Consider the following 20,565-nt stretch of genomic DNA (forward strand, 5'->3'; position numbering starts at 1 on the left):
TTAAATAAAAAAACCTCTCAGCTAAGGAGAGGTTTTTTTACAACCAGCTCCTTATCTGTCAGCGTAATGCTGCGAGAATTAGCACCGTGTCTACAATTGTAGATCGGTTGCCGGGTTTCATCGGGCTCGTCCCTCCACCTGCTCTTGATAAGAAGTATTTAGAAATGTTTAAATTTTTAAGATAACTGAATTTTGTCAGATATTTTTTATGTTGTCAATTACTTTTTGAAAAAATTCAAATTATCAATTCGATTAATGGCTTCTCGTAATCTATCTTCTGTATGCAAGAGACCAACGCGGACATACCCTTCGCCATGCTCACCAAATCCAACACCAGGAGCAACTGCAACATGTGCTTTTTCTAGTAAAATATCAGAAAATTGCTCAGAGGTATATCCTTTTGGAACAGGAAGCCATGCAAAGAATGACCCTGTTGGAATGTCTACATTCCAACCAATTGAGTGACAAGCTGAAATAAGAGCGTTTCGTCGAGATTCGTAACTATTTACAAGGTCTATTACGCAAGACTGTGAACTTAATAGTGCTTCGCGGGCAGCATCTTGAACTGCACCAAAAATACTAACATACATATGATCTTGTAATAAGTTAATGGTTTCAATGACACTTTCATTTCCTACTGCAAAAGCGATACGCCATCCAGCCATATTGAAAGTTTTCGATAGAGTGTAAATTTCAATACCTGTATTTTTAGCACCGTCTGCTTGTAAGAAACTCACGGGCTTTTGACCATCAAATCCAATAGCGCCGTAAGCAAAATCGTGAACAACTAATATATTATGTTCATTAGCAAAGTTAATGGTTGTATCAAAAAAATCTTTTGATGCAGTAGCACCGGTCGGATTATTTGGATAGTTTAAAAACATTAATTTTGCACGCTCGGCAATAGAGTCATCGATTTTCGTATAATCTGGTAAAAAATTATTTTCTGCAATAAGCGGCATTGTTTCAAATTGTGCTTTTGCTAAAGCAACTCCTGATAAATAATCTGGATAGCCTGGATCTGGAACGAGAATAGTATCACCAGGGTTTGTAAAACAAACTGGTAACTCTACTAATCCAGCCTTTCCCCCAAACAAAATAGCAACTTCTGTTTTTGGATTTACTACTACATCATATTCACGTTGATAGAATGTTGCCACGGCTTCTTTTAAACTTTCATGTCCGCGAAATGGCGGATATTTATGATGAATGGTCTTTTCTGCAGCATCTTGTAAAGCTTTTACGATATGCTGCGGTGTTGGTTGATCTGGATTACCTTGACCTAGATTAATAACATCGTGACCAGCTGCTACGACTTTGTTAACTTTTGCAACAAGTGAAGCGAAAAATTGTGTCGGCAATGATGTTACTATCTCAGAAGGTTGAAATAATTTCATACTTTCCACCTCTTTTGAAAGTTGTTACAATTCTAGTGACAAATGATATAATCTTTCCAGTATTTTGTAAAGAAAAAATAAGAATGGGGCTGACAAAATGAAAGTCGCATGTATTCAAATGGATATTGTTTTTGGAGATGTAGAAAAAAATATTGAGAATGCTAAAAATAAAATAAGCGAAGCTATGAAGGAAAGGCCAGATGTTATCGTCTTACCAGAATTATGGACAACAGGATATGATTTAACAAGACTTTCTGAAATTGCAGATAGGGATGGATTGGAAACGAAAGAAAAGTTAAAAGAATGGTCGAAACAATATGGTGTACATATTGTTGGTGGTTCCATAGCGAAGCAAACGGAACAAGGTGTTACAAATACAATGTATGTTGTAAACAAGGAAGGAGAACTAGTTAATGAATATAGTAAAGTACATTTATTTCAGCTTATGGATGAACATAAATATTTAATAGCTGGTAATGGTACGGGCGAATTTAAGCTAGATGATGTTGAATGCGCTGGAACAATTTGTTATGATATTCGTTTTCCAGAGTGGATGCGTGTCCATACTGTTAAAGGGGCAAAAGTATTATTTGTTGTAGCTGAATGGCCATTAGTTCGTTTAGCACATTGGCGTTTGCTATTGCAAGCAAGAGCAGTTGAAAATCAGTGTTATGTTGTTGCTTGTAATAGAGCAGGAAAGGATCCGAATAATGTGTTTGCAGGTCATTCTTTAATTGTGGATCCTTGGGGTGAAGTTGTAGTAGAGGCGAATGAAGAGGAATCAATTTTATTTGGAGAGCTTGTATTCGAGAAAATTAAAGAAGTACGTAAAGGAATTCCAGTTTTTGCGGATCGTCGTCCAGAATTATACAAATAAAATGTTGACAAGTGATTTTTATTCTTGGTATAGTCTTCAACATAAAGTTAAAAATTCAAAAAATTATATAACTCTTATCAAGAGCAGGTGGAGGGATTTGGCCCGATGAAACCCAGCAACCGACCGTAATACCATTGTGAAATGGGGCGTTTATTACGCCAAAAGGCACGGTGCTAATTCCAGCAGAAAGTAAAACTTTCTGGCAGATAAGAGGGGAGAAGATAAACTTCAAACCTCTTTCTTAGTGAAAAGAGGTTTTTCTGTGTTAGAAAAACCTCTGAATTTAAAAAGGGGGAGAAGACGATGGGATATTATTCATTAACAGAAATAACAGCTGTACAATATGCGAAAGATCATGGCTATTTTGAAGCGAAGGCAAATGTCGTTTGTCATGAAATTGGAGACGGAAACTTAAATTACGTGTTCAAATTAGATGATGGAGAGAAGTCTATTATAATAAAACAGGCACTGCCATATGCGAAAGTAGTTGGTGAAAGCTGGCCATTGTCTATAAAAAGAGCAACGATTGAAAGCAAGGCATTACAAATTTTTGCGCAGTATGTACCGGATTATGTTCCAGTAGTGTACAGTCATGATGAAGAGTTAGCGATAACGGTAATAGAAGACTTATCAAGACTAACAATTACAAGAAAAGGATTAATAGACGGAGAAGAATATCCGCTTTTATCCCAGCATATCGGCCGTTTTCTAGCACATGTTTTATTTTATACTTCAGATTTTGGTTTACAGTCAGAAGAGAAGAGGGTACTAGAAGGTACCTTTGTAAACCCGGACCTTTGTAAAATTACAGAGGATTTAGTGTTTACAGATCCGTTTGGACATTATGATACAAATGATTATGAGCCAGATTTACAGCTCGTGGTTGATGAACTTTGGAGTGATAAAACTTTAAAACTAAAAGTAGCACAATATAAATATAAGTTCTTAACAAGAAAAGAAACTCTTATTCATGGTGATTTACATACTGGTAGTATTTTTTCGTCACCTTCTGAAACGAAAGTGATTGATCCAGAATTTGCGACATATGGCCCATTTGGATTTGACATAGGTCAATTTATTGCAAATCTATTATTAAATGCTTTATCTAGAGAAGAAGAAAAAAGAAGTGTACTATTTTTCCATATAGAAAAGACGTGGAGTTATTTTGTAGAAACTTTTACAAAGTTATGGATTGGAGAAGGTATAGAAGCATATACGAAAGAAAAACAATGGTTACCAATTATTTTGCAAAATATCTTTACTGATGCAGTTGGATTTGCCGGATGTGAACTAATTCGTAGAACAATTGGTTTAGCTCATGTAGCAGATTTAGATGAAATAGAAAATAAAGAAACAAGAATTCAAGCTAAGAAACAAGCGCTATCCTTAGGAAAAGAACTAATAAAATATGAATCTAAAAGTGCTGATATTCAACTGTTTCGAACATTATTTCAACAGACAGTTTCAAGGGGTGTAAAAGCATGAGTACAATCGTTACTGTTCCGAGATCTGTAAGTTGGAAAGGTGATGCAATTGCGGTATTAAATCAAACGAAATTGCCACATAGCACAGAATACAAAACATTAACGACTATTGAAGAGGTTTGGAAAAGTATCATAATGTTAGAAGTACGCGGAGCGCCTGCAATTGGAATTGTAGCTGCATTTGGCTTGGCGCTTGCAGCGAAAAAATATAATACTTTACATATCGAAGAATTTCAAAAGAAGTTTAATAGAGACTGTAACTATTTAGGGACATCACGCCCAACGGCAGTCAATTTATTTTGGGCAATTGATCGTATGAGAGAATCTATTCGAGAGATTACTACAATAAAAGAAGCACAAAAAATATTAGAAGAAGAAGCGCTTCGTATTCAACAGGAAGATGAAAAGGTGTGTCGAAATATTGGGGAATATGCGTTAACATGTTTTAAAGATGGCGATAATATTTTAACAATCTGTAACGCTGGAAGTATCGCAACTGCCAGATATGGAACTGCATTAGCTCCCTTTTATATTGGAAAAGAGAAAGGTGTGCGTTTACATGCATATGCGTGTGAAACGAGGCCAGTTTTACAAGGTGGCCGTTTAACGACGTGGGAATTGAAGCAAGCAAATATTGATGTGACCCTTATTACAGATAATACTGCAGCTCATGCTATTCAAACGAAAGAAATAAACGCGATTATTGTGGGGGCGGATCGAATTGTCGCAAATGGAGATACAGCCAATAAAATAGGGACAATGAATTTAGCTATTTTAGCAAAGCACTTTAATATCCCATTTTACGTTGCTGCTCCACTGTCAACATTTGATGTTACGAAAGAAACTGGAGCCGAAATTATTATTGAAGAAAGAGATGAAACAGAAGTTACGAAAATCTTTGGAAAACAAGTAGCACCAATTGGAACAAATGTTTATAACCCTGCATTTGACGTAACGCCGAATGAATTAATTACAGGTATTATTACTGAGAAAGGGATTTTACGTGGAGACTATAAAAAAGAAATTCTGACATTATTTGAAAGACAAGCTGAAATTTAATAGCTTGTTTTTTTATGCCTAAATGGTCCATTATTCCTTATTTATATAGTGAAAGGAGGAGAGAAAGATGGAAGAATGGATCAGAATGATAGGTAATGTAGGGTTTCCAATTGTTGTAACATTATATTTACTTCACCGTATTGAAAGTAAATTAGATGGGGTAATTGTTGCAATTGAGAAACTCCCGCGGCAATTACTAAAGTACGAAGATCCTCGCGATAAAAAATAAAGTTTGCTCTTCTTGAGCAAACTTTATTTTTTATTGAGCAGTATAACCACCATCGATAATGACAGCTTGACCAGTTATACCTTTAGCTTTTTCACTCGCTAAAAACATAGCATAATCAGCGATTTCTTGTACTTGTAATAAGCGTTTTTGTGGTACAAGTGGATAAATAACATCTTCTAAAACATTTTCAAGTGGTACATTTCGTGTAGTAGCTAAGTCTTGTAGTTGATTACGTACAAGAGGGGTATCGACATAACCAGGGCAAAGGGCATTAACAGTAATACCATGCGTAGCGCCTTCTAAAGCGGCAACTTTTGTTAATCCAATTACGCCATGTTTTGCACTATTGTAGGCAGCTTTTCCAGCAAACCCGACAAGGCCGTTAATAGAAGCGACATTAATAATGCGACCATATTTTTGTTGTTTCATAATCGGAAAGGCATGCTTAATTGCGATAAACGGAGCAATTTGCATAATTTGAATTAGTAGCTCGAACTTTTCAGTTGGAAAGTCTTCAATGGGTGAAACGTGTTGCATTCCTGCGTTGTTAATTAATATATCTAATGAACCGAAATGATCAACTGTTTGAGAAATTGCTGCTGTAATTTCCTCTTCAGATGTAACGTCACATTTTAAACCGATAGCTTGAAAATCTTCATTTTGTAATTGTTCAGCAGCTTCTTTTGCACGTTCTTCAAGCCGATCGGTAATCACAACTTTTGCACCTTCTTTTGCAAAAGCCTTTCCCATTTCATAACCAATACCACTCGCAGCACCAGTTAAAAAGACAACTCGATTTGTAACCATGATGAAAAACATCCCTTCATAATAAAGTTTTCATAGTGCACTATTTAGAGAGGCTACAATGAAATTCCTGCAAACATTTGGAAAAAATATCGTTAGCTATCTTGTTTTGCAAAATAGTCTTTGCTATACTATTTTGTAAAGCAAGATACTTACGCTTATCTATCTTGTAAAACAAGATAGTAGGAGGATTTAAATTATGTCGACAAGTCAAATGCTGAAAGGGATTTTAGAAGGATGCTTACTTGCTATTATTTCTGAAGGCGAAATATACGGTTATGAAATGAGTGAAAAGCTAGCGAAGTATGGTTTTACAATGGCGAGTGAGGGAAGTATTTATCCGTTATTAATACGAATGCAAAAAGAAGGACTAATAACAAGCGTAATGAAGGAATCTCCATCTGGTCCAAAGAGAAAATATTATACATTAACAGAAAAAGGCGAGGAAGCACTTGATGAATTTATGGATCGCTGGGAAACGATGCAAAGTAGTGTAGAACGTCTACTTGAAGGGAAGGGGGGGAAAAATAATGCTATCAAATGAAGCACGAAAGTTTTTATTAGATATGAGATTATTTTTGACGGCAAAGAGTGTAAAAGAAAGTGATATTGAAAACTTTTTAGAAGATGCAGAGTTGCATTTAATAGAAGGTGAGAGTAAGGGGAAGAGTGTAGAAGATATTTTCGGAAGCTCACCGAAAGAATATGCAAATGAACTTGTAAAGGTAATGGAAAAGGATAGATGGGAAACGTGGAAGCAAATTGGTTTTACAGTAATGAATATCGTATCATTTTGGATTATTGCTTCTATCTTAATAGTGAATAACGGAATGTTACAGATTTCACTTATTCAGTGTATCGGTTATAGTTTTTCATTTATTTTAGTTGTTATAGGTCCTAATTTTCTACTTCGCAAAATGACCTTCGTAACAAGCTTTACAAAAACATGGTTTTCTATGTGGTCTCTAGTTATGATTACTCCAATGTTTTTATTAGGAGCTGTTACGATATTAGATGTGATATATCCGACAAAAATGCTCACATTCACCGAAGTGCAAAGTTATATAGTGGCTGGTGGGATTTTTATCATCACAGTAGCTATAAATATATATTTTGAAGGATGGTTTAAAAATTTATATTTAATCATTCCACTTTCAATTATGTTAGTGTTTAAAACATTTACATCGGAAGATCTCGTGCCAATGTTATTTCAAATTATATGTTTATATGGAAGTTTATTTATTTTAATTTTCGTTGAAATTATGATGAAGACGAATAGAAGAGAAGCGGTTTAATAAGGGAGGGATTATTATGAAGATTTCTAAAGAAGGGGAAAAGTTTTTAATCGATACGAAAGTGTATTTAATAACAAAAGGAATTAAAGAAGAAGATGTGGACGCCTTTCTAGAAGATGCAGAGCTTCATTTAATAGAAGGTGAGAAAGAGGGAAAGACGGTAAGTGATATATTTGGTGATTCACCAAAAGAGTATGCGGAAGAATTAGCGAAAGAGATGGAGAAGGATAAAAGCGGGAGTATAAAAAGTATCTTAGGAATGATAATTGGGATAGGTGGATATTGGTTACTTACAAATATTTTATTTGGAAATCCGAATCAACAATTTACATTAACAAATGTACAGTTAATTGGTTATCCAATCGTTTTAATTATTACGATTATTGGAACGATTGTTGCGTTTAGAATTTCTTCTTTTAAAAGTAAATTAGTAGAGTTTGGAATTATTTATGTAATAGTGATGATACCTATTTTATTATTGGTGTTATTAATGTTTATGAATAAATGGTATGGGACGCCAATTTTACAATTGTCGACAATGCAGACATATATATTAGCAGTAACTATATTTTTATTACTTCTTATTGGTGAAGTATATGTTCTTGGTTGGATAGGTGTTGTGGTACTAATTGTTCCTCTTGCAATTATGTTCTTATTTAAAGACTTAGAAGAAAGAAATGTATTTTGGGGAATTGCAAAGATCTTACTTATGTATGGAAGTATATATGGATTAATGAGATGGTCTTTAAAAATTGAAGAAAGAAAAAGTGTGAACTAGAAGTTCAATAAAAAGCGGCTGCTCTGGATATACCAAAAATTATTTCCAAAGAAATATTATATAGGGATTTTTAGAGGGATTACATTTATATTTAGTTGTCTATTTTTATTTCTAGCAGCCGGGATTTGGTTTTTTGATCGGAATAAATTGTTTTAAACAGTAACATGAGGGTTACTGTTTTTTTCTTTGTAATAAAGAGCTTTGTAAAGAGAGGGCTTTTTGTTCTGCAGTTAATAAGGAATGAATATGAACGTTTTCTGGACGAGGGACTATCGGATACATAAGATTTGTTGGAGAAGGATGGTGCTCCGAGCCGGTTGGAGAATGAGGATCTGCATGAGTAAGTTTTCCATGAACACGTCTTGTAAATAAAATATGACCGATTTCGTGAGCGAGCGTATATATATTTTTCATAGGGGCAGCCGAATTTGTTAAAACAATATAGCCGGTAAGTTGCTGTTGTTTTGCTAAAGAGTAAGCGCAGGCAATTACTGCTGTTTCTTTGAAATAATCACTGCCAATATAACAAATATAAAGGTCGCATTCAGGAGCTTCATTTACACATGTTTGGAAAAAGGATGCCAACTTTTCTTGACTTTGAATGGAATTTCTATAACTGATTTCACGGTCAAAAAAACGGAAAAGTTCATTTAATACAATTACTTCTTGAATTTGAAATGTAATGGGGTGCCAAATTGATTCTGCAACAGCTAAATCTTTTGCGATGCGGTCATCAGAAATATCGGCGCCGGGAGTAATGCAAATACATATATTGACGTATGGATCCATAAGGAACACCTCAAATGAAAAAGTTCTTCCTATAATATATGTGGGAAAAAGATGTCATGTATGGATAAACGCCTTCTTTATTGAATATATAGATGACAAGTCGAAAAAATTTCATAGTTCTATAACATGGTGTGGTCGTCTTTTTGATATAGTAAAGGAAAGGGGGAGAATATATGTATACATTAAAAATCGTTTCAGACAGAGAAGCACTTTATCAATTTGCGAGTTATGTAAGAGTTGTACAAGGGGTTGAAGATGTATATGTAGAGGTAGGAGAACCTTTATATGAACATCCTTTAATGAAGTTTTATGTACATATTAAGCTGAAAGAAACATATGAGCAGCATAAAGCGTTACAGGAAATAGCAAGATTAGTAGAATTGGGGCGTTTTACATATGTCCATTATCGTAATGATGAAATTGAGGAAGCTTTTGAAGCTGTAAAATATGAAAGTTTTAAGAAATAAAGGTGAAAAAAAGGAGGCGAAAGCTTCTTTTTTTCTTTAAAATTACATGAACAAAAAGAGAAAAATTTTGTTATGATAAGGGAGGTTAGGGAAAGGGGGATTTACATATGGGGTATATTGAAGAGTTACGCAAAGTCGTTGGTACAAGGCCGCTTATTCTCGTAGGATCAGCAATCATTATATTAAATGATAATCAAGAAGTATTGCTTCAATATCGTTCAGATACATATAATTGGGGTGTACCTGGTGGGGCGATGGAACTGGGCGAAACGACAGAAGAAACTGCACGTAGAGAGTTATTTGAGGAAACGGGGTTAACTGCAAAAATAATGCAATTTCTTGGTGTTCTATCAGGAAAAGAAGTATATTTCCGTTATCCGAATGGCGATGAAATTTTCAATGTCATTCATCTGTATCAGGCACATCATGTGAGTGGGGAATTAAAGCTCGATCATGAAGGGTTGAAACTCCGATATTTTCCAGTAGATAAGTTGCCAAAATTGAATGAAACGACAGAGAAAATTTTACAAAAGTTTTTATATGCACTGACAGAATAGAAGGTTAATTCCTTCTATTTTTATTATATGAAATATTTTGATTTTTTAGTATGTTTATAGTATGATAGTTATAGATATACATCTTATGGAAGTTCACCTAAAAACTTACTAGGGTACATAAGAGAGGGGCAAGTACAAAATGCATAATGTTGTTATTACAGCTGCAGTTCGTTCGCCAATTGGAACTTTTGGAGGAGCGCTAAAAAATGTAACGCCAGTAGAATTAGCTGTTCCTGTACTTCAGGAAGCTGTAAAACGAGGCGGGGTAGAACCACATGAAGTTGATGAAGTAATTTTAGGTCATTGTATTCAAAGAACTGATGAAGCAAATACGGCGAGAACAGCTGCATTAGCGGCAGGATTTCCTGACACAGTTACGGGATATACAATCCAACGTCAATGTTCTTCAGGTATGCAAGCAATTATGTCAGCTGCAATGCAAATCCAATTAGGTGTAAGTGATGTTGTTGTTGCAGGTGGAGTAGAAGCGATGAGTTCGAGCCCTTATGCATTGAAACAGCACCGCTGGGGACAACGTCTACAGCACGGAGAAATTCGTGACACGGTGTGGGAAGTGTTAGAAGATCCGATTCACCATATTATGATGGGTGAAACAGCGGAAAATTTAGTTGAACAATATGAAATTACAAGAGAGGAACAAGATGAAGTTGCTCTTCGCAGTCATACATTGGCACTGAAGGCAATCGAGTCTGGACACTTTGACGATCAAATTGTTCCTATTACAATAAAAGAACGTAGAAAAGAAGTAGTATTTTCGCAGGATGAGCATCCACGTGCAGATATTACAGCGGAAAAATTAGCAGGGTTAAAACCAGCATTCCGTAAAGATGGATCTGTAACTGCAGGTAATGCATCTGGCCTGAATGACGGAAGTGCAGTTCTAGTATTAATGAGCGAAGAAAAAGCGAAAGAAAAAGGCTTACAACCGTTAGCTAGAATTGTTGGATATTCAGTAGCTGGAGTAGACCCGAAAATTATGGGTATTGGACCAGCACCAGCAATCCGAAAAGGATTAGAGAAAGTAGATTGGTCATTAGAAGATGCAGATTTACTTGAAATTAATGAAGCTTTCGCGGCTCAATATTTAGCTGTAGAGAAAGAGTTAGGCTTAGACCGTGAAAAAGTGAACGTAAACGGTAGTGGCGTAGGACTTGGGCATCCAATTGGTTGTACAGGGGCTCGTATTACAGTAAGTTTAATTCACGAATTAAAAAGACGTGGTTTAGAAAAAGGAATTGCCTCTTTATGCGTTGGTGGCGGTATCGGGGTTGCCTTATTTATAGAAGCACTATAAAAAAGAAGCAGCTATTGCTGCTTCTTTTTTTACGACTTAAATAGATGATGGAATAATCGATCGCGATTTTCAAAGAAAAGTTTCGTCGTTTGGTAATGCTCAGTTTCTTCTAATGTGGATTCGTGAATTCCCTCTTGTGTTAAAGAGTATATAGTAGATTCAGGGTAAGCCATTAAAATAGGAGAATGCGTCGCAATAACAAATTGTGAACCTTGTTCCGCTAGCTCATGCATTCGAATGAGCATGGAAAGTTGTCTCATCGGTGATAAAGCTGCCTCAGGCTCATCTAAAATGTATAAACCTTGTCCTGAAAAACGGTTCATAAATAAGGAAAAGAATGATTCACCGTGAGATTGTTCGTGTAGTGAAACGCCGCCGTAAGATTTTATAGCATCTATTTCATCAATATAAGAAGCAACGTTATAAAATGATTCAGCGCGAAGAAAGAAACCGTCGTTTGGTGTATTGAAACTTTTGGAAATTCGAAGGTATTCATGTAAAGATGAATGTGAATCGTTTGTGCTAAAGCGGAAATTCTTCGTTCCACCTTCTGCATTAAAACCTAACGCAATTGCAATTCCTTCAAGTAATGTTGATTTACCTGTTCCGTTTTCTCCAATAATGAATGTTACATTTGGATGGAAAGCTAGTGACTGTAATGTTCGAATAGCGGGTAAACAGTAAGGATATACGGAAAAACTAGGGATATTTTCTTTTTTTAATGTGACATTTTGTAAAAAGGGTACGTCAATCAATATATAAACCTCAATTCATAACGGATTTTGAATTTAAAAAGGCAGCAAATAAAAGTGTTAATGACACCTGAATCCCTTCTTGTTTTTTGAATATTTTATGTGGATTATATCATTTAAACTATCATATTCCAATGTGAAAATAAATATTGCATGAAGATCCATTCTCTCGTTATGATATATGGTATTCTATTGAAAATGTGAGAAGGAGTTAAAGTATGCCGTTTACATTTGCACATCCAGCAGCAGTTCTTCCTTTTGCGAAAAAGCATTCTAAACATATTTCAGTAACGGCTCTTATATTAGGTAGTATGGCGCCTGACTTTGAATATTTTTTACACTTTAGACCCTATGGTGTTATTGGCCATACATGGCTTGGGTTCTTATATTTAAATTTACCGCTTGTATTTCTACTCGCATACATATATCATTACATTTTAAAAAAGCCGTTTATAACGCATTTGCCTAAACCGTTTGCTGGTTATTATTCATATGCAATAGATGAGAGGTGGGGGCTACATACCTGGAAAGAATTCTTTGTATTTTGCTATTCTGCATTATTCGGTATGCTCACGCATGTCGTTTGGGATGCATTTACTCATAATACAGGCTATTTCGTTATGAAAATACCATTGTTACAAATTGAATTACGCAGTATTCCATTGTATAAATATATGCAACATGGGAGTACATGTGTTGGCTTATTATTGCTATTATACGTACTATGGAAGTATAAAGATGAAACAGGGAAAGATATGATTGTAGCTTTAGAAAAAAGAAAGTATTGGGTTTCTATAATCATTGTGACAGCTTTTATATTTATCGTGCATGCGTTCTTAGATCCTTATTTTCATATTTTCCAAATTGGAGGTATAATAGTATCTGGACTGACAAGTTCATTTTGTGGAATTGTCATTGTTTCTATAGTTTACAAAGCAAGGGACTAATTTTATATTCATGAATGATAGCGTTAGGAGAAATGAAATGATGAAAGCATGGAAAAGTATTTTTGTTTTATGTAGTTTTCTTCTTATGTTAAGTGGTTGCTTCCATCAAGAAGAAAAGAAAGCTGAACCGAAGAAGAAAGAATCTATTCCTGAAACGAAAGAATATGGTGGGCGTGAGCTGAAAAAAGTAGGACAAAAAGTGAAAGAAACAGGATGGGGTACTTTCAAGTTAGAGCAGATGCATTCTGTGAATCAAACATTTGAAGTAGCGCCAATGAAAATTTACGTACAAGATGTGAAAGTAATCTCTTTATCACAAATGAGTGAAAAGGCAAAAAATACATTGAAAGTATACACGGCACTAACTCCTGAAGAAGTAAAACGTAGATTAGGGGATAAAGTAAGCCAAGAAGATGCAGAATTATATGCATCGCTAAGTGGAACAGAAATTAGTAATACAATTCGTTACGTTGAGATTACATATAAAGTGGAGAATAGCGGAAATAAAAATATGCAATTTTTCTCTATGAATGATGTTATGATTAATGGTAAGCAACATTTTAAAGTAGCCACTCAAAACTTTTTATATGACGAAGATACGTTAGTTGGTACAAAAAATGTATCAAGAGAAGACTATAAGCCTGGTGAAACAAGAGATGGTATTATTGGTTTAATACTTGACGATGGAAAAGACAAGGTAAAGGATATTCAGTTTACAACTGATGATTTACTTGCAGGAGATTCAGAAACACAAGATGTTGTAAAAGAGCCACAAACGTTTAACATCTCACTAAAATAATGTAAGACAAAACAGTCAGCATTCAAATATTATGCTGACTGTTTTTTTATTTCTTTTATGTATAAATCTACATTTTGAAAAGGCACCTTAATTTTAAACGCATCTTTTTGTTCATTAAATTGCTTTTCATTGTAGGGACCGAAACGTTTATTGTGCTTTACGTCAATAATCCAATAATGTTCACTTTTTCTATTTGCAATTGCTGCGTCAGGGTTATTTGGATCTGATTTTTCCTCAGTTTGTTTTGCAATAATGTATTTATCATCCCAAGCAATGTCTGTAATTTTTGCAGGGATGTATTGTGTGGCATATACAGCATCTTGCGAGGGGAAAAGTTCAAATGCATTTCCAGAAGTACGTATGAGTTCGTATTCATCGTTAACCGTATAAGTTAAGTGACTTGTGTTTCCTGCACAACCAGTTAATAGGAAGGCGACGAATAGGATTATCCATTTTTTCAATATGGGAACCTCCTTTATAATGCTATTGTAACAAATTGTACAAGAAAAGTAAGAGAAACGCTAGTTTACAATGTTTTTTAGAAGTGGTACGATGAGACGGGTAAAGAAGGAAATGAAGGAGTCGACATAAAATGAAGTTAAAGATGCATCGTCCAGCGCTTGTAATGAATCGCATAGGTGCTTCCCTAATTGACATGTTTTTAATCTCGGTTATGTATGGTGCAGTAGTAGCTATTATGACCGGAAACTATAGTGCTATGTTTAAGCGCTTTAATATAAGCTTAGGTGATTTTAGATATGATTTCGCAGTAGTTTTCATATTAATGGCGATATATTTTATTGTATTACCCTTTCTTTGGAACGGTGTAACTCTTGGTAAAAAGGTAACGAGAATAAAATTAATTTCATTGAAGAGTGAAAAGCTAACGTTGCAAACATTAATTATAAGATTTTTTGTAGTGTTATTACCGAACGTATTGCTATTAGGAATTCCATTAATATGTAATGTATATATGATGTTGTTCCGCAAAGATAATTGTGGTTTTCAGGATTTAATGACAAAAACGAAAGTAATAAGTCTTGTATAATGAAAAAAGACCTTTTTATATATAAAAGGGTCTTTTTGATTTTATAAGTATATTGGGAATGTTTACAGTAAGGAAAAGCTAAAATGTGTCATTTCCATTTATAATCGATTGAAAATTAAGAAAATGGTATAATGATTAAAAATAATATCTTTATTAAGCTATATTGGAGCTGAGTAAAATTTCACTTTATATAATAAGGGGGAAGTTAAAATGACAGGAGGAAGCATAATTTTTTGGGGTATTCTCATTTTTATCGGTCTAGTTTTTGATCAGCGTAATAGTAAGAAAAAAGAAGGATAAAAAGTAAGCGTTCACAAATAAAATAGCGATTTTTCTTGCTTGCAGATTATTCTTATAAAGGAGTATACTGAATGACGGTAAGACTTATAGAAGGGGTAATGAAAATGAAGCTTGCAGGAAAAGTTGCTATCGTAACTGGCGGTGGCATCGGTATTGGACGTAATACAGCTCTTTTGTTGGCTAAACAAGGCGCAAAAGTTATTGTGACGGACATTGATCAAGAGAGTGGACAAGCAACAGTGGAGGAAATTATGAATCTAGGCGGAGAAGCACTTTTTGTATCCTATGATATGGGAAAGCAAGGAGATTGGCAACGCGTTATTAGCATTACTTTGAATGCATTCAGTCGCATTGATATGCTTTTTCAAAATGCTGGTTTATATAAAATAGATTCTATTTTTTCTCGCCAACAAGAGAACGATTCCAATGTACTTTGTATTAATGACGTTTGGATAGAGATAAAACAATTAACGTCATCTTTTATGAAACAGCAAGAAGAAGTGGTGCTTAGTGATTTACCGATTTTCGGTATTATTAGCACGAAAGGACAATCATTTCATACAGTAGAAGCCCTAGTATAATAATGAAAACCGCCCTCAATATATGTGGACGGTTTTTTTGTATGTGTATAGTAAAGATAAATTTTTTAGCGAATACGTTGTTCAGTTTGGTTATCAAAGAAATGCGCTTTATTCATATCAAATGCTAATTTAATTTGGTCACCAGGTGAAAACGTATGTCTTGCATCTACACGTGCTGCAAAATCTTGATTTCCAAGTTTCATATATAAAATGGATTCAGCACCTAATAATTCAGCGACTTCAATTTTTGTTGTGAAGGCAGTAGATTGCGAAGCTTCTAAAAATAGTAGTTCATCATGAATGTCCTCTGGGCGAATACCTAAAACAATTTCCTTATTTACATAGCCTTGTTCACGTAGCATCTTCATTTTTCCTTCAGATACTTTAATTTTTATAGTATTATCTATAACGAAATCGGTTTCAGTCAATTTACCACGGAAGAAATTCATCGCTGGTGAGCCGATAAATCCACCCACGAAAATGTTTTCTGGTGTTTCGTATACTTCTTTTGGAGTTCCAATTTGTTGGATTTTTCCATCCTTCATAACGACAAGACGCGAAGCCATAGTCATTGCTTCTGTTTGGTCATGTGTTACATAAATTGTTGTTGTTCCCAGGCGATGATGTAGCTTAGAAATTTCTGAGCGCATTGCAACACGGAGTTTAGCATCTAAGTTTGATAATGGTTCATCCATTAAGAAAACTTTTGCATCTCGAACGATTGCTCTACCTAACGCAACACGTTGGCGCTGTCCACCTGATAATGCTTTCGGTTTTCTATCTAAATATTGTTCAAGTCCTAAAATTTTTGCTGCATCTTTCACACGACGATCGATTTCATCTTTTGGTATTTTTCGAAGTTTTAATCCAAATGCCATATTATCATATACACTCATATGTGGATAAAGAGCGTAGTTTTGGAATACCATTGCGATATCTCGATCTTTTGGAGGAACATCATTCATTAGTTTACCATCAATTGAAAACTCGCCTTTTGAAATATCTTCAAGTCCAGCTACCATTCGTAATGTTGTAGATTTTCCGCATCCAGAAGGACCGACAAATACGATAAATTCTTTATCTTGAATGTGTAAATTAAAATCAGTTACAGCTGTTACGTTATTATCATATATCTTATAAATGTTTTCTAATTTAAGTTCTGCCATGGTATTTCCCCCTAGAAATAATTATGCAAACGTTTTCTTTGAATTCATTATAAACGAATAGATTCAAAAAATAAATAAAAAAATAAAACGTTTTCATTTATTGGAGAGTTATTAGTAATTTTCATATGTTTTCTTAGAAAAAGAACAATAAAAATTGTAAGCGCTATTTTAAATTGAGATAGAATCTGTTATCATTCATTAATGAAAACGTTTGCGCCTTGAAAAAGAGAAAAATGAATGAAATGGGGTAGCATAATGGAAAAACAATGGTGGAAAGAAAGCGTAGTATATCAAATTTATCCTCGTAGCTTTATGGATAGTAACGGTGATGGTATAGGAGATCTTCAAGGGATTATTTCAAAGCTAGATTACTTAAAAGAATTAGGGATTGATGTGATTTGGTTATCACCAGTCTATGAATCTCCAAATGATGATAATGGTTATGATATAAGCGATTATTGTAAAATTATGAACGAGTTCGGAACAATGGAAGATTGGGATGAGCTATTACATGAAATGCATGAACGCAATATGAAACTGATGATGGATTTAGTTGTTAATCATACATCTGATGAACATAATTGGTTTATTGAATCACGTAAATCAAAAGATAATAAATATAGAGATTACTATATATGGCGTCCTGGAAAAGAAGGGAAAGAACCGAACAACTGGGGAGCTGCTTTTAGTGGATCTGCATGGCAGTATGATGAAATGACGGATGAATATTATTTACATCTGTTTTCTAAAAAACAGCCAGATTTAAACTGGGATAATGAAAAGGTAAGACAAGATGTTTATGAGATGATGAAGTTTTGGTTAGAAAAAGGAATTGATGGATTCCGCATGGATGTTATCAATTTTATATCTAAAGAAGAAGGGCTACCAGCTGTTGAAACAGATGAAGATGGTTATGTTTCAGGTCATAAACATTTTATGAACGGTCCAAACATTCATAAATATTTACATGAAATGCATGAAGAAGTATTATCGCATTATGATATTATGACGGTTGGTGAGATGCCAGGTGTAACGACAGAAGAAGCCCAACTGTATACTGGAGAAGAACGAAAAGAGTTGCAAATGGTATTCCAATTTGAACATATGGATTTAGATTCAGGAGAAGGTGGAAAGTGGGATGTAAAACCATGCTCACTTCTTACTTTAAAAGAGAATTTAACAAAGTGGCAAAAAGCATTAGAGCATACAGGATGGAATAGCCTTTATTGGAATAATCATGATCAGCCTCGCGTTGTATCTCGTTTTGGTAATGATGGAATGTATCGCATTGAATCAGCAAAAATGTTAGCGACAGTTCTTCATATGATGAAAGGAACGCCATATATTTATCAAGGAGAAGAAATCGGAATGACGAACGTCCGATTTGAGTCGATTAATGAATATCGAGATATTGAAACGTTAAATATGTATAAAGAAAAAGTGATAGACCATGGTGAAGATATAGAAAAAGTAATGGAATCTATTTATATAAAGGGCCGTGATAATGCTAGAACTCCGATGCAGTGGAATGATCAGAATCACGCTGGATTTACAAAAGGTGAACCTTGGATTACTGTAAATCCTAACTATAAAGAGATTAATGTGAAACAAGCAATTCAAGATGAAGGTTCAATTTTTTATTACTATAAGAAATTAATTGAACTACGCAAAAATAATGAAATAGTTGTATATGGATCATATGATTTAATATTAGATAATGACCCTTCTATTTTTGCTTATGTAAGAACATATAGAGATGAAAAACTACTTGTCATTGCAAACTTTACTGCGGATGAAAGTGTATTTGAAATGCCTAAGGATATTGGTTATAGTGAATCAGAGTTATTTATACACAATTACGATGTAGAAATCGGATCGATAGATAACATTTCATTACGTCCGTATGAAGCGATAGTATTCAAATTGAAATAAGAAAAAGCCTTATGCCACTTCAAACTTGGCATAAGGCTTTTTGGATTACCATTTTAATATGGAGAATCCATATGGAGGAAGTGTAACTTGTAATACACTTGCTTCCGCTGAAAATTCTTCGTTTGTATAAATATTAATTATTTTCTTACCAGTAACATGAAGAGGGAGTGAAACTGTAACTTCACTATTAGTAGGGTTTAAAACGAAAAAGATAGTTTCATCCTCATATGTTTTCGTATAAGAAATATAATTATGTTCATCATTTGTTTCGATGAATTGAAAAGTACCATGTCCTCCAAATGCTTTATGTTCTTTACGTAATAAAATCAATGTTTGTATATGGGTAAATAATGCATGATCTTGTTCTTTAGTATCCCAAATCATACATTTACGGCAATCAGGGTCCATGCCGCCATCCATACCAATTTCATCCCCGTAATAAATACAAGGAGAGCCGATGAAAGAAAGATGGAATACATAGAGCAATTTCAACTTATTTTTATCTCCGTTGCATGTTGTTAAAATTCTTGGAGTATCATGGCTGTCTAATAAATGAAATGCTGCTTCATTTACATTCATAGAGTAGGAATGTAGAGATTCTGTAATTTGCTTCGTGAATTCACTTGCTTTAATGGAATCGTTAGCAAAGTAAGAAAGTAGAGCGTTTGTAACAGGATAACTCATGACAGCATCAAATTGATCGCCTTGTAGCCACGGAAGGGCATCGTGCCAAATTTCTCCCAAAATATATACTTCAGGATTTAGTGTCTTTATTTCAGTTCGGAATTCTCTCCAAAAGTTGTGATCGACTTCATTGGCGACATCAAGGCGCCAGCCATCTATATTGAATTCGCGTACCCAATAACGTCCTACTTCAAGTAAGTATTCTTTTACATCTGGATGAGCTGTATTTAATTTAGGCATATACGGTGTAAAGGCGAAAGTATCATAATTTGGAAGTGGTTCGGTTATAATCGGGAATTCATGAATGTGGAACCACTCTTTATATGCGGACTTCTCACCATTCTCTAGTACGTCTTGAAATTTCTCGAAAAAGTATCCACTATGATTAAACACAGCATCGAGCATTACTTTTATACCGTGCTTATGACATTCTTCAACGAGCTCTTTAAAAGTTTCTTTCGTCCCAAATTGTGGGTCAATTTCCATATAGTCAATTGTGTCATATTTATGGTTTGAATGAGCTTTGAAAATAGGTGTGAAATATATTCCGGAAATGCCAAGGTTAACAAGGTAATCAAGGTTTTGAATAACACCAGCAAAATCTCCTCCGAAAAAATTAGTTGTAGTTGGATTCGCACTTCCCCAAGGAAGGGTGTTTTCTGGATTCAGCGTACTATCGCCATTAGCGAATCGTTCAGGAAAAATCTGATACCAAATGGTGTCTTTAATCCAAGATGGTGCTTTGAATACATCATCTGCATGAATAAATGGAAAACAGAAAAAGTTACCAACATCATCATTTGGAATGCTAGAAAAAAATCCTCGCTCTGCATAAATAAGAGTGTCTGTTTCAGATTTTAATTCAAATCCATAACGTAAGCGCTTAAATTTCGGTTCGATTGCAATGGACCAATAATCAAATAATGCAGTAGAACCCGTTTTTTTCATGGGTGTACTTGATGATATCCATTTCCCGTCTTTCCATTCGTAAGGATCACCGTAAATAAGATTGGCGCATTGAACATCATCTCTCTTAGTACGTACTCGGATGTGAATTGTTTGTTCATCATAAGCGTATGCATAATTATCTTTCGGCCTATGATAAATGGCTTCTTTAAACATATAGAAAATCCCCCTTCAATATCTCTATACATAGTATTCCCTTAAGTGTAATAATAAAGCCTATATTGCAAACGATTGCCTTTCTCGTAGCTTTAATATTGCTTATAAGAGTAGTATTCATTTCATATAAAGTCAATGTATAAAGAGTATAATGACATAATTTTTAAATTAATATTTGCAAAA

Annotated in this window: 23 protein-coding genes, 1 pseudogene and 2 riboswitches; of the genes and pseudogenes, 17 read left to right on the forward strand and 7 right to left on the reverse strand. The window is 34.5% G+C overall.

Annotated features, from left to right (window positions below):
- Positions 1 to 48 precede the first annotated feature (48 nt).
- Positions 49 to 154, reverse strand: a riboswitch (SAM riboswitch).
- Positions 155 to 218: 64 nt separating this feature from the next.
- On the reverse strand, positions 219 to 1,397 hold the full coding sequence (locus CGQ22_RS04490; protein ID WP_000765530.1) for a pyridoxal phosphate-dependent aminotransferase: 1,179 nt from the start codon (positions 1,395 to 1,397) through the stop codon (positions 219 to 221).
- 97 nt (positions 1,398 to 1,494) lie between these two features.
- On the opposite strand from CGQ22_RS04490, the gene CGQ22_RS04495 reads away from it, so the two are divergent.
- The 4 genes from CGQ22_RS04495 (at position 1,495) to CGQ22_RS04510 (ending at position 5,046) form a co-directional block, all read left to right on the forward strand.
- Entirely contained in the window at positions 1,495 to 2,274 is a 780-nt protein-coding gene (locus CGQ22_RS04495; protein WP_002164162.1) for a carbon-nitrogen family hydrolase, read from the forward strand.
- A gap of 71 nt (positions 2,275 to 2,345) precedes the next feature.
- Positions 2,346 to 2,487, forward strand: a riboswitch (SAM riboswitch).
- A 90-nt stretch (positions 2,488 to 2,577) separates the two neighbouring features.
- Positions 2,578 to 3,759, forward strand: a complete 1,182-nt coding sequence (gene mtnK, locus CGQ22_RS04500; protein WP_089148304.1) for an S-methyl-5-thioribose kinase — start codon at positions 2,578 to 2,580, stop codon at positions 3,757 to 3,759.
- Positions 3,756 to 4,817, forward strand: a complete 1,062-nt coding sequence (gene mtnA, locus CGQ22_RS04505; protein ID WP_000104606.1) for an S-methyl-5-thioribose-1-phosphate isomerase — start codon at positions 3,756 to 3,758, stop codon at positions 4,815 to 4,817. The genes mtnK and mtnA overlap by 4 nt, the downstream gene beginning before the upstream one ends.
- Positions 4,818 to 4,884: 67 nt before the next feature.
- On the forward strand, positions 4,885 to 5,046 hold the full coding sequence (locus tag CGQ22_RS04510; protein ID WP_000393344.1) for a YvrJ family protein: 162 nt from the start codon (positions 4,885 to 4,887) through the stop codon (positions 5,044 to 5,046).
- A gap of 30 nt (positions 5,047 to 5,076) precedes the next feature.
- Here the strand turns inward: CGQ22_RS04510 and CGQ22_RS04515 are convergent, their stop codons facing one another.
- A complete protein-coding gene (locus tag CGQ22_RS04515) occupies positions 5,077 to 5,853 on the reverse strand; it encodes a 3-hydroxybutyrate dehydrogenase (RefSeq protein ID WP_000258425.1) in 777 nt (258 codons plus the stop codon).
- Positions 5,854 to 6,049: 196 nt separating this feature from the next.
- Here CGQ22_RS04515 and CGQ22_RS04520 point away from each other — a divergent pair, with 196 nt between their 5' ends.
- The 4 genes and pseudogenes from CGQ22_RS04520 to CGQ22_RS32335 all read left to right on the forward strand — a co-directional run.
- On the forward strand, positions 6,050 to 6,394 hold the full coding sequence (locus CGQ22_RS04520) for a PadR family transcriptional regulator (protein WP_000107980.1): 345 nt from the start codon (positions 6,050 to 6,052) through the stop codon (positions 6,392 to 6,394).
- Positions 6,381 to 7,145, forward strand: coding sequence for a DUF1129 domain-containing protein (locus CGQ22_RS04525; RefSeq protein ID WP_000950438.1), 765 nt, complete (start codon positions 6,381 to 6,383; stop codon positions 7,143 to 7,145). Before CGQ22_RS04520 ends, CGQ22_RS04525 begins: the two co-directional genes overlap by 14 nt.
- Positions 7,146 to 7,161: 16 nt before the next feature.
- On the forward strand, positions 7,162 to 7,923 hold the full coding sequence (locus CGQ22_RS04530; protein WP_000703258.1) for a DUF1129 domain-containing protein: 762 nt from the start codon (positions 7,162 to 7,164) through the stop codon (positions 7,921 to 7,923).
- A gap of 12 nt (positions 7,924 to 7,935) precedes the next feature.
- Positions 7,936 to 8,079 (forward strand): annotated as a pseudogene (locus tag CGQ22_RS32335) (DNA-binding protein); the annotation flags it as partial.
- Between the two features lie 15 nt (positions 8,080 to 8,094).
- Here the strand turns inward: CGQ22_RS32335 and CGQ22_RS04540 are convergent.
- A complete protein-coding gene (locus CGQ22_RS04540; protein WP_000371610.1) occupies positions 8,095 to 8,712 on the reverse strand; it encodes an ImmA/IrrE family metallo-endopeptidase in 618 nt (205 codons plus the stop codon).
- 173 nt (positions 8,713 to 8,885) lie between these two features.
- Between CGQ22_RS04540 and CGQ22_RS04545 the strand changes: the two genes are divergently transcribed.
- The 3 genes from CGQ22_RS04545 to CGQ22_RS04555 all read left to right on the forward strand — a co-directional run bounded on the left by CGQ22_RS04545 (position 8,886) and on the right by CGQ22_RS04555 (position 11,051).
- Complete coding sequence (locus CGQ22_RS04545; protein WP_000288330.1) at positions 8,886 to 9,179, forward strand: DUF3928 family protein; 294 nt, start codon at positions 8,886 to 8,888, stop codon at positions 9,177 to 9,179.
- 107 nt (positions 9,180 to 9,286) lie between these two features.
- Positions 9,287 to 9,736 (forward strand): NUDIX hydrolase, encoded by a 450-nt coding sequence (locus CGQ22_RS04550; RefSeq protein ID WP_002164161.1) that lies wholly within the window; start codon positions 9,287 to 9,289, stop codon positions 9,734 to 9,736.
- A gap of 139 nt (positions 9,737 to 9,875) precedes the next feature.
- Positions 9,876 to 11,051: an acetyl-CoA C-acetyltransferase gene (locus CGQ22_RS04555; protein WP_089148305.1), complete on the forward strand. Its 1,176-nt coding sequence runs from the start codon at positions 9,876 to 9,878 to the stop codon at positions 11,049 to 11,051.
- A 29-nt stretch (positions 11,052 to 11,080) separates the two neighbouring features.
- On the opposite strand, the gene CGQ22_RS04560 is transcribed toward CGQ22_RS04555, so the two are convergent.
- Entirely contained in the window at positions 11,081 to 11,806 is a 726-nt protein-coding gene (locus tag CGQ22_RS04560; RefSeq protein ID WP_000568013.1) for an AAA family ATPase, read from the reverse strand.
- A gap of 215 nt (positions 11,807 to 12,021) precedes the next feature.
- On the opposite strand from CGQ22_RS04560, the gene CGQ22_RS04565 reads away from it, so the two are divergent.
- Positions 12,022 to 12,750 carry a DUF4184 family protein gene (locus tag CGQ22_RS04565; protein WP_001116858.1) on the forward strand — a complete coding sequence of 243 codons (729 nt, stop codon included), beginning with the start codon at positions 12,022 to 12,024 and terminating at the stop codon, positions 12,748 to 12,750.
- Positions 12,751 to 12,787: 37 nt separating this feature from the next.
- Positions 12,788 to 13,549, forward strand: a complete 762-nt coding sequence (locus CGQ22_RS04570; RefSeq protein WP_000973901.1) for a hypothetical protein — start codon at positions 12,788 to 12,790, stop codon at positions 13,547 to 13,549.
- Positions 13,550 to 13,578: 29 nt separating this feature from the next.
- On the opposite strand, the gene CGQ22_RS04575 is transcribed toward CGQ22_RS04570, so the two are convergent.
- Positions 13,579 to 14,010 (reverse strand): DUF3997 domain-containing protein, encoded by a 432-nt coding sequence (locus tag CGQ22_RS04575; protein WP_000758790.1) that lies wholly within the window; start codon positions 14,008 to 14,010, stop codon positions 13,579 to 13,581.
- A 131-nt stretch (positions 14,011 to 14,141) separates the two neighbouring features.
- Between CGQ22_RS04575 and CGQ22_RS04580 the strand changes: the two genes are divergently transcribed.
- The 3 genes from CGQ22_RS04580 (at position 14,142) to CGQ22_RS04590 (ending at position 15,478) form a co-directional block, all read left to right on the forward strand.
- The gene (locus CGQ22_RS04580; RefSeq protein ID WP_000769083.1) at positions 14,142 to 14,597 is read left to right on the forward strand and encodes an RDD family protein; all 456 of its coding nucleotides are present in this window, start codon (positions 14,142 to 14,144) and stop codon (positions 14,595 to 14,597) included.
- A 210-nt stretch (positions 14,598 to 14,807) separates the two neighbouring features.
- Positions 14,808 to 14,897, forward strand: coding sequence for a hypothetical protein (locus CGQ22_RS04585; RefSeq protein ID WP_000145637.1), 90 nt, complete (start codon positions 14,808 to 14,810; stop codon positions 14,895 to 14,897).
- Between the two features lie 71 nt (positions 14,898 to 14,968).
- The gene (locus CGQ22_RS04590; protein WP_000218410.1) at positions 14,969 to 15,478 is read left to right on the forward strand and encodes an SDR family NAD(P)-dependent oxidoreductase; all 510 of its coding nucleotides are present in this window, start codon (positions 14,969 to 14,971) and stop codon (positions 15,476 to 15,478) included.
- A gap of 65 nt (positions 15,479 to 15,543) precedes the next feature.
- Here CGQ22_RS04590 and CGQ22_RS04595 read toward each other — a convergent pair whose 3' ends face one another.
- Positions 15,544 to 16,644 (reverse strand): ABC transporter ATP-binding protein, encoded by a 1,101-nt coding sequence (locus CGQ22_RS04595; RefSeq protein ID WP_000818931.1) that lies wholly within the window; start codon positions 16,642 to 16,644, stop codon positions 15,544 to 15,546.
- Between the two features lie 255 nt (positions 16,645 to 16,899).
- Here CGQ22_RS04595 and malL point away from each other — a divergent pair, with 255 nt between their 5' ends.
- Entirely contained in the window at positions 16,900 to 18,576 is a 1,677-nt protein-coding gene (gene malL / locus CGQ22_RS04600) for an oligo-1,6-glucosidase (RefSeq protein ID WP_050552458.1), read from the forward strand.
- A gap of 45 nt (positions 18,577 to 18,621) precedes the next feature.
- On the opposite strand, the gene CGQ22_RS04605 is transcribed toward malL, so the two are convergent.
- Positions 18,622 to 20,382, reverse strand: coding sequence for an alpha-glycosidase (locus CGQ22_RS04605; RefSeq protein WP_074594960.1), 1,761 nt, complete (start codon positions 20,380 to 20,382; stop codon positions 18,622 to 18,624).
- Positions 20,383 to 20,565: the final 183 nt, after the last annotated feature.

It is taken from the genome of Bacillus sp. M13(2017) (assembly GCF_002218325.1).
Classification (GTDB): Bacteria; Bacillota; Bacilli; order Bacillales; family Bacillaceae_G; genus Bacillus_A; species Bacillus_A thuringiensis_K.

What these genes read in the sequence shown, in the direction of transcription:
- CGQ22_RS04490 (WP_000765530.1), bottom strand. Translation starts at nt 1,397, where the DNA reads ATGAAATTATTTCAACCTTCTGAGATAGTAACATCATTGCCGACACAA.
- CGQ22_RS04495 (WP_002164162.1), top strand. Translation starts at nt 1,495, where the DNA reads ATGAAAGTCGCATGTATTCAAATGGATATTGTTTTTGGAGATGTAGAA.
- mtnK (WP_089148304.1), top strand. Translation starts at nt 2,578, where the DNA reads ATGGGATATTATTCATTAACAGAAATAACAGCTGTACAATATGCGAAA.
- mtnA (WP_000104606.1), top strand. Translation starts at nt 3,756, where the DNA reads ATGAGTACAATCGTTACTGTTCCGAGATCTGTAAGTTGGAAAGGTGAT.
- CGQ22_RS04510 (WP_000393344.1), top strand. Translation starts at nt 4,885, where the DNA reads ATGGAAGAATGGATCAGAATGATAGGTAATGTAGGGTTTCCAATTGTT.
- CGQ22_RS04515 (WP_000258425.1), bottom strand. Translation starts at nt 5,853, where the DNA reads ATGGTTACAAATCGAGTTGTCTTTTTAACTGGTGCTGCGAGTGGTATT.
- CGQ22_RS04520 (WP_000107980.1), top strand. Translation starts at nt 6,050, where the DNA reads ATGTCGACAAGTCAAATGCTGAAAGGGATTTTAGAAGGATGCTTACTT.
- CGQ22_RS04525 (WP_000950438.1), top strand. Translation starts at nt 6,381, where the DNA reads ATGCTATCAAATGAAGCACGAAAGTTTTTATTAGATATGAGATTATTT.
- CGQ22_RS04530 (WP_000703258.1), top strand. Translation starts at nt 7,162, where the DNA reads ATGAAGATTTCTAAAGAAGGGGAAAAGTTTTTAATCGATACGAAAGTG.
- CGQ22_RS04540 (WP_000371610.1), bottom strand. Translation starts at nt 8,712, where the DNA reads ATGGATCCATACGTCAATATATGTATTTGCATTACTCCCGGCGCCGAT.
- CGQ22_RS04545 (WP_000288330.1), top strand. Translation starts at nt 8,886, where the DNA reads ATGTATACATTAAAAATCGTTTCAGACAGAGAAGCACTTTATCAATTT.
- CGQ22_RS04550 (WP_002164161.1), top strand. Translation starts at nt 9,287, where the DNA reads ATGGGGTATATTGAAGAGTTACGCAAAGTCGTTGGTACAAGGCCGCTT.
- CGQ22_RS04555 (WP_089148305.1), top strand. Translation starts at nt 9,876, where the DNA reads ATGCATAATGTTGTTATTACAGCTGCAGTTCGTTCGCCAATTGGAACT.
- CGQ22_RS04565 (WP_001116858.1), top strand. Translation starts at nt 12,022, where the DNA reads ATGCCGTTTACATTTGCACATCCAGCAGCAGTTCTTCCTTTTGCGAAA.
- CGQ22_RS04570 (WP_000973901.1), top strand. Translation starts at nt 12,788, where the DNA reads ATGATGAAAGCATGGAAAAGTATTTTTGTTTTATGTAGTTTTCTTCTT.
- CGQ22_RS04580 (WP_000769083.1), top strand. Translation starts at nt 14,142, where the DNA reads ATGAAGTTAAAGATGCATCGTCCAGCGCTTGTAATGAATCGCATAGGT.
- CGQ22_RS04585 (WP_000145637.1), top strand. Translation starts at nt 14,808, where the DNA reads ATGACAGGAGGAAGCATAATTTTTTGGGGTATTCTCATTTTTATCGGT.
- CGQ22_RS04590 (WP_000218410.1), top strand. Translation starts at nt 14,969, where the DNA reads ATGACGGTAAGACTTATAGAAGGGGTAATGAAAATGAAGCTTGCAGGA.
- CGQ22_RS04595 (WP_000818931.1), bottom strand. Translation starts at nt 16,644, where the DNA reads ATGGCAGAACTTAAATTAGAAAACATTTATAAGATATATGATAATAAC.
- malL (WP_050552458.1), top strand. Translation starts at nt 16,900, where the DNA reads ATGGAAAAACAATGGTGGAAAGAAAGCGTAGTATATCAAATTTATCCT.
- CGQ22_RS04605 (WP_074594960.1), bottom strand. Translation starts at nt 20,382, where the DNA reads ATGTTTAAAGAAGCCATTTATCATAGGCCGAAAGATAATTATGCATAC.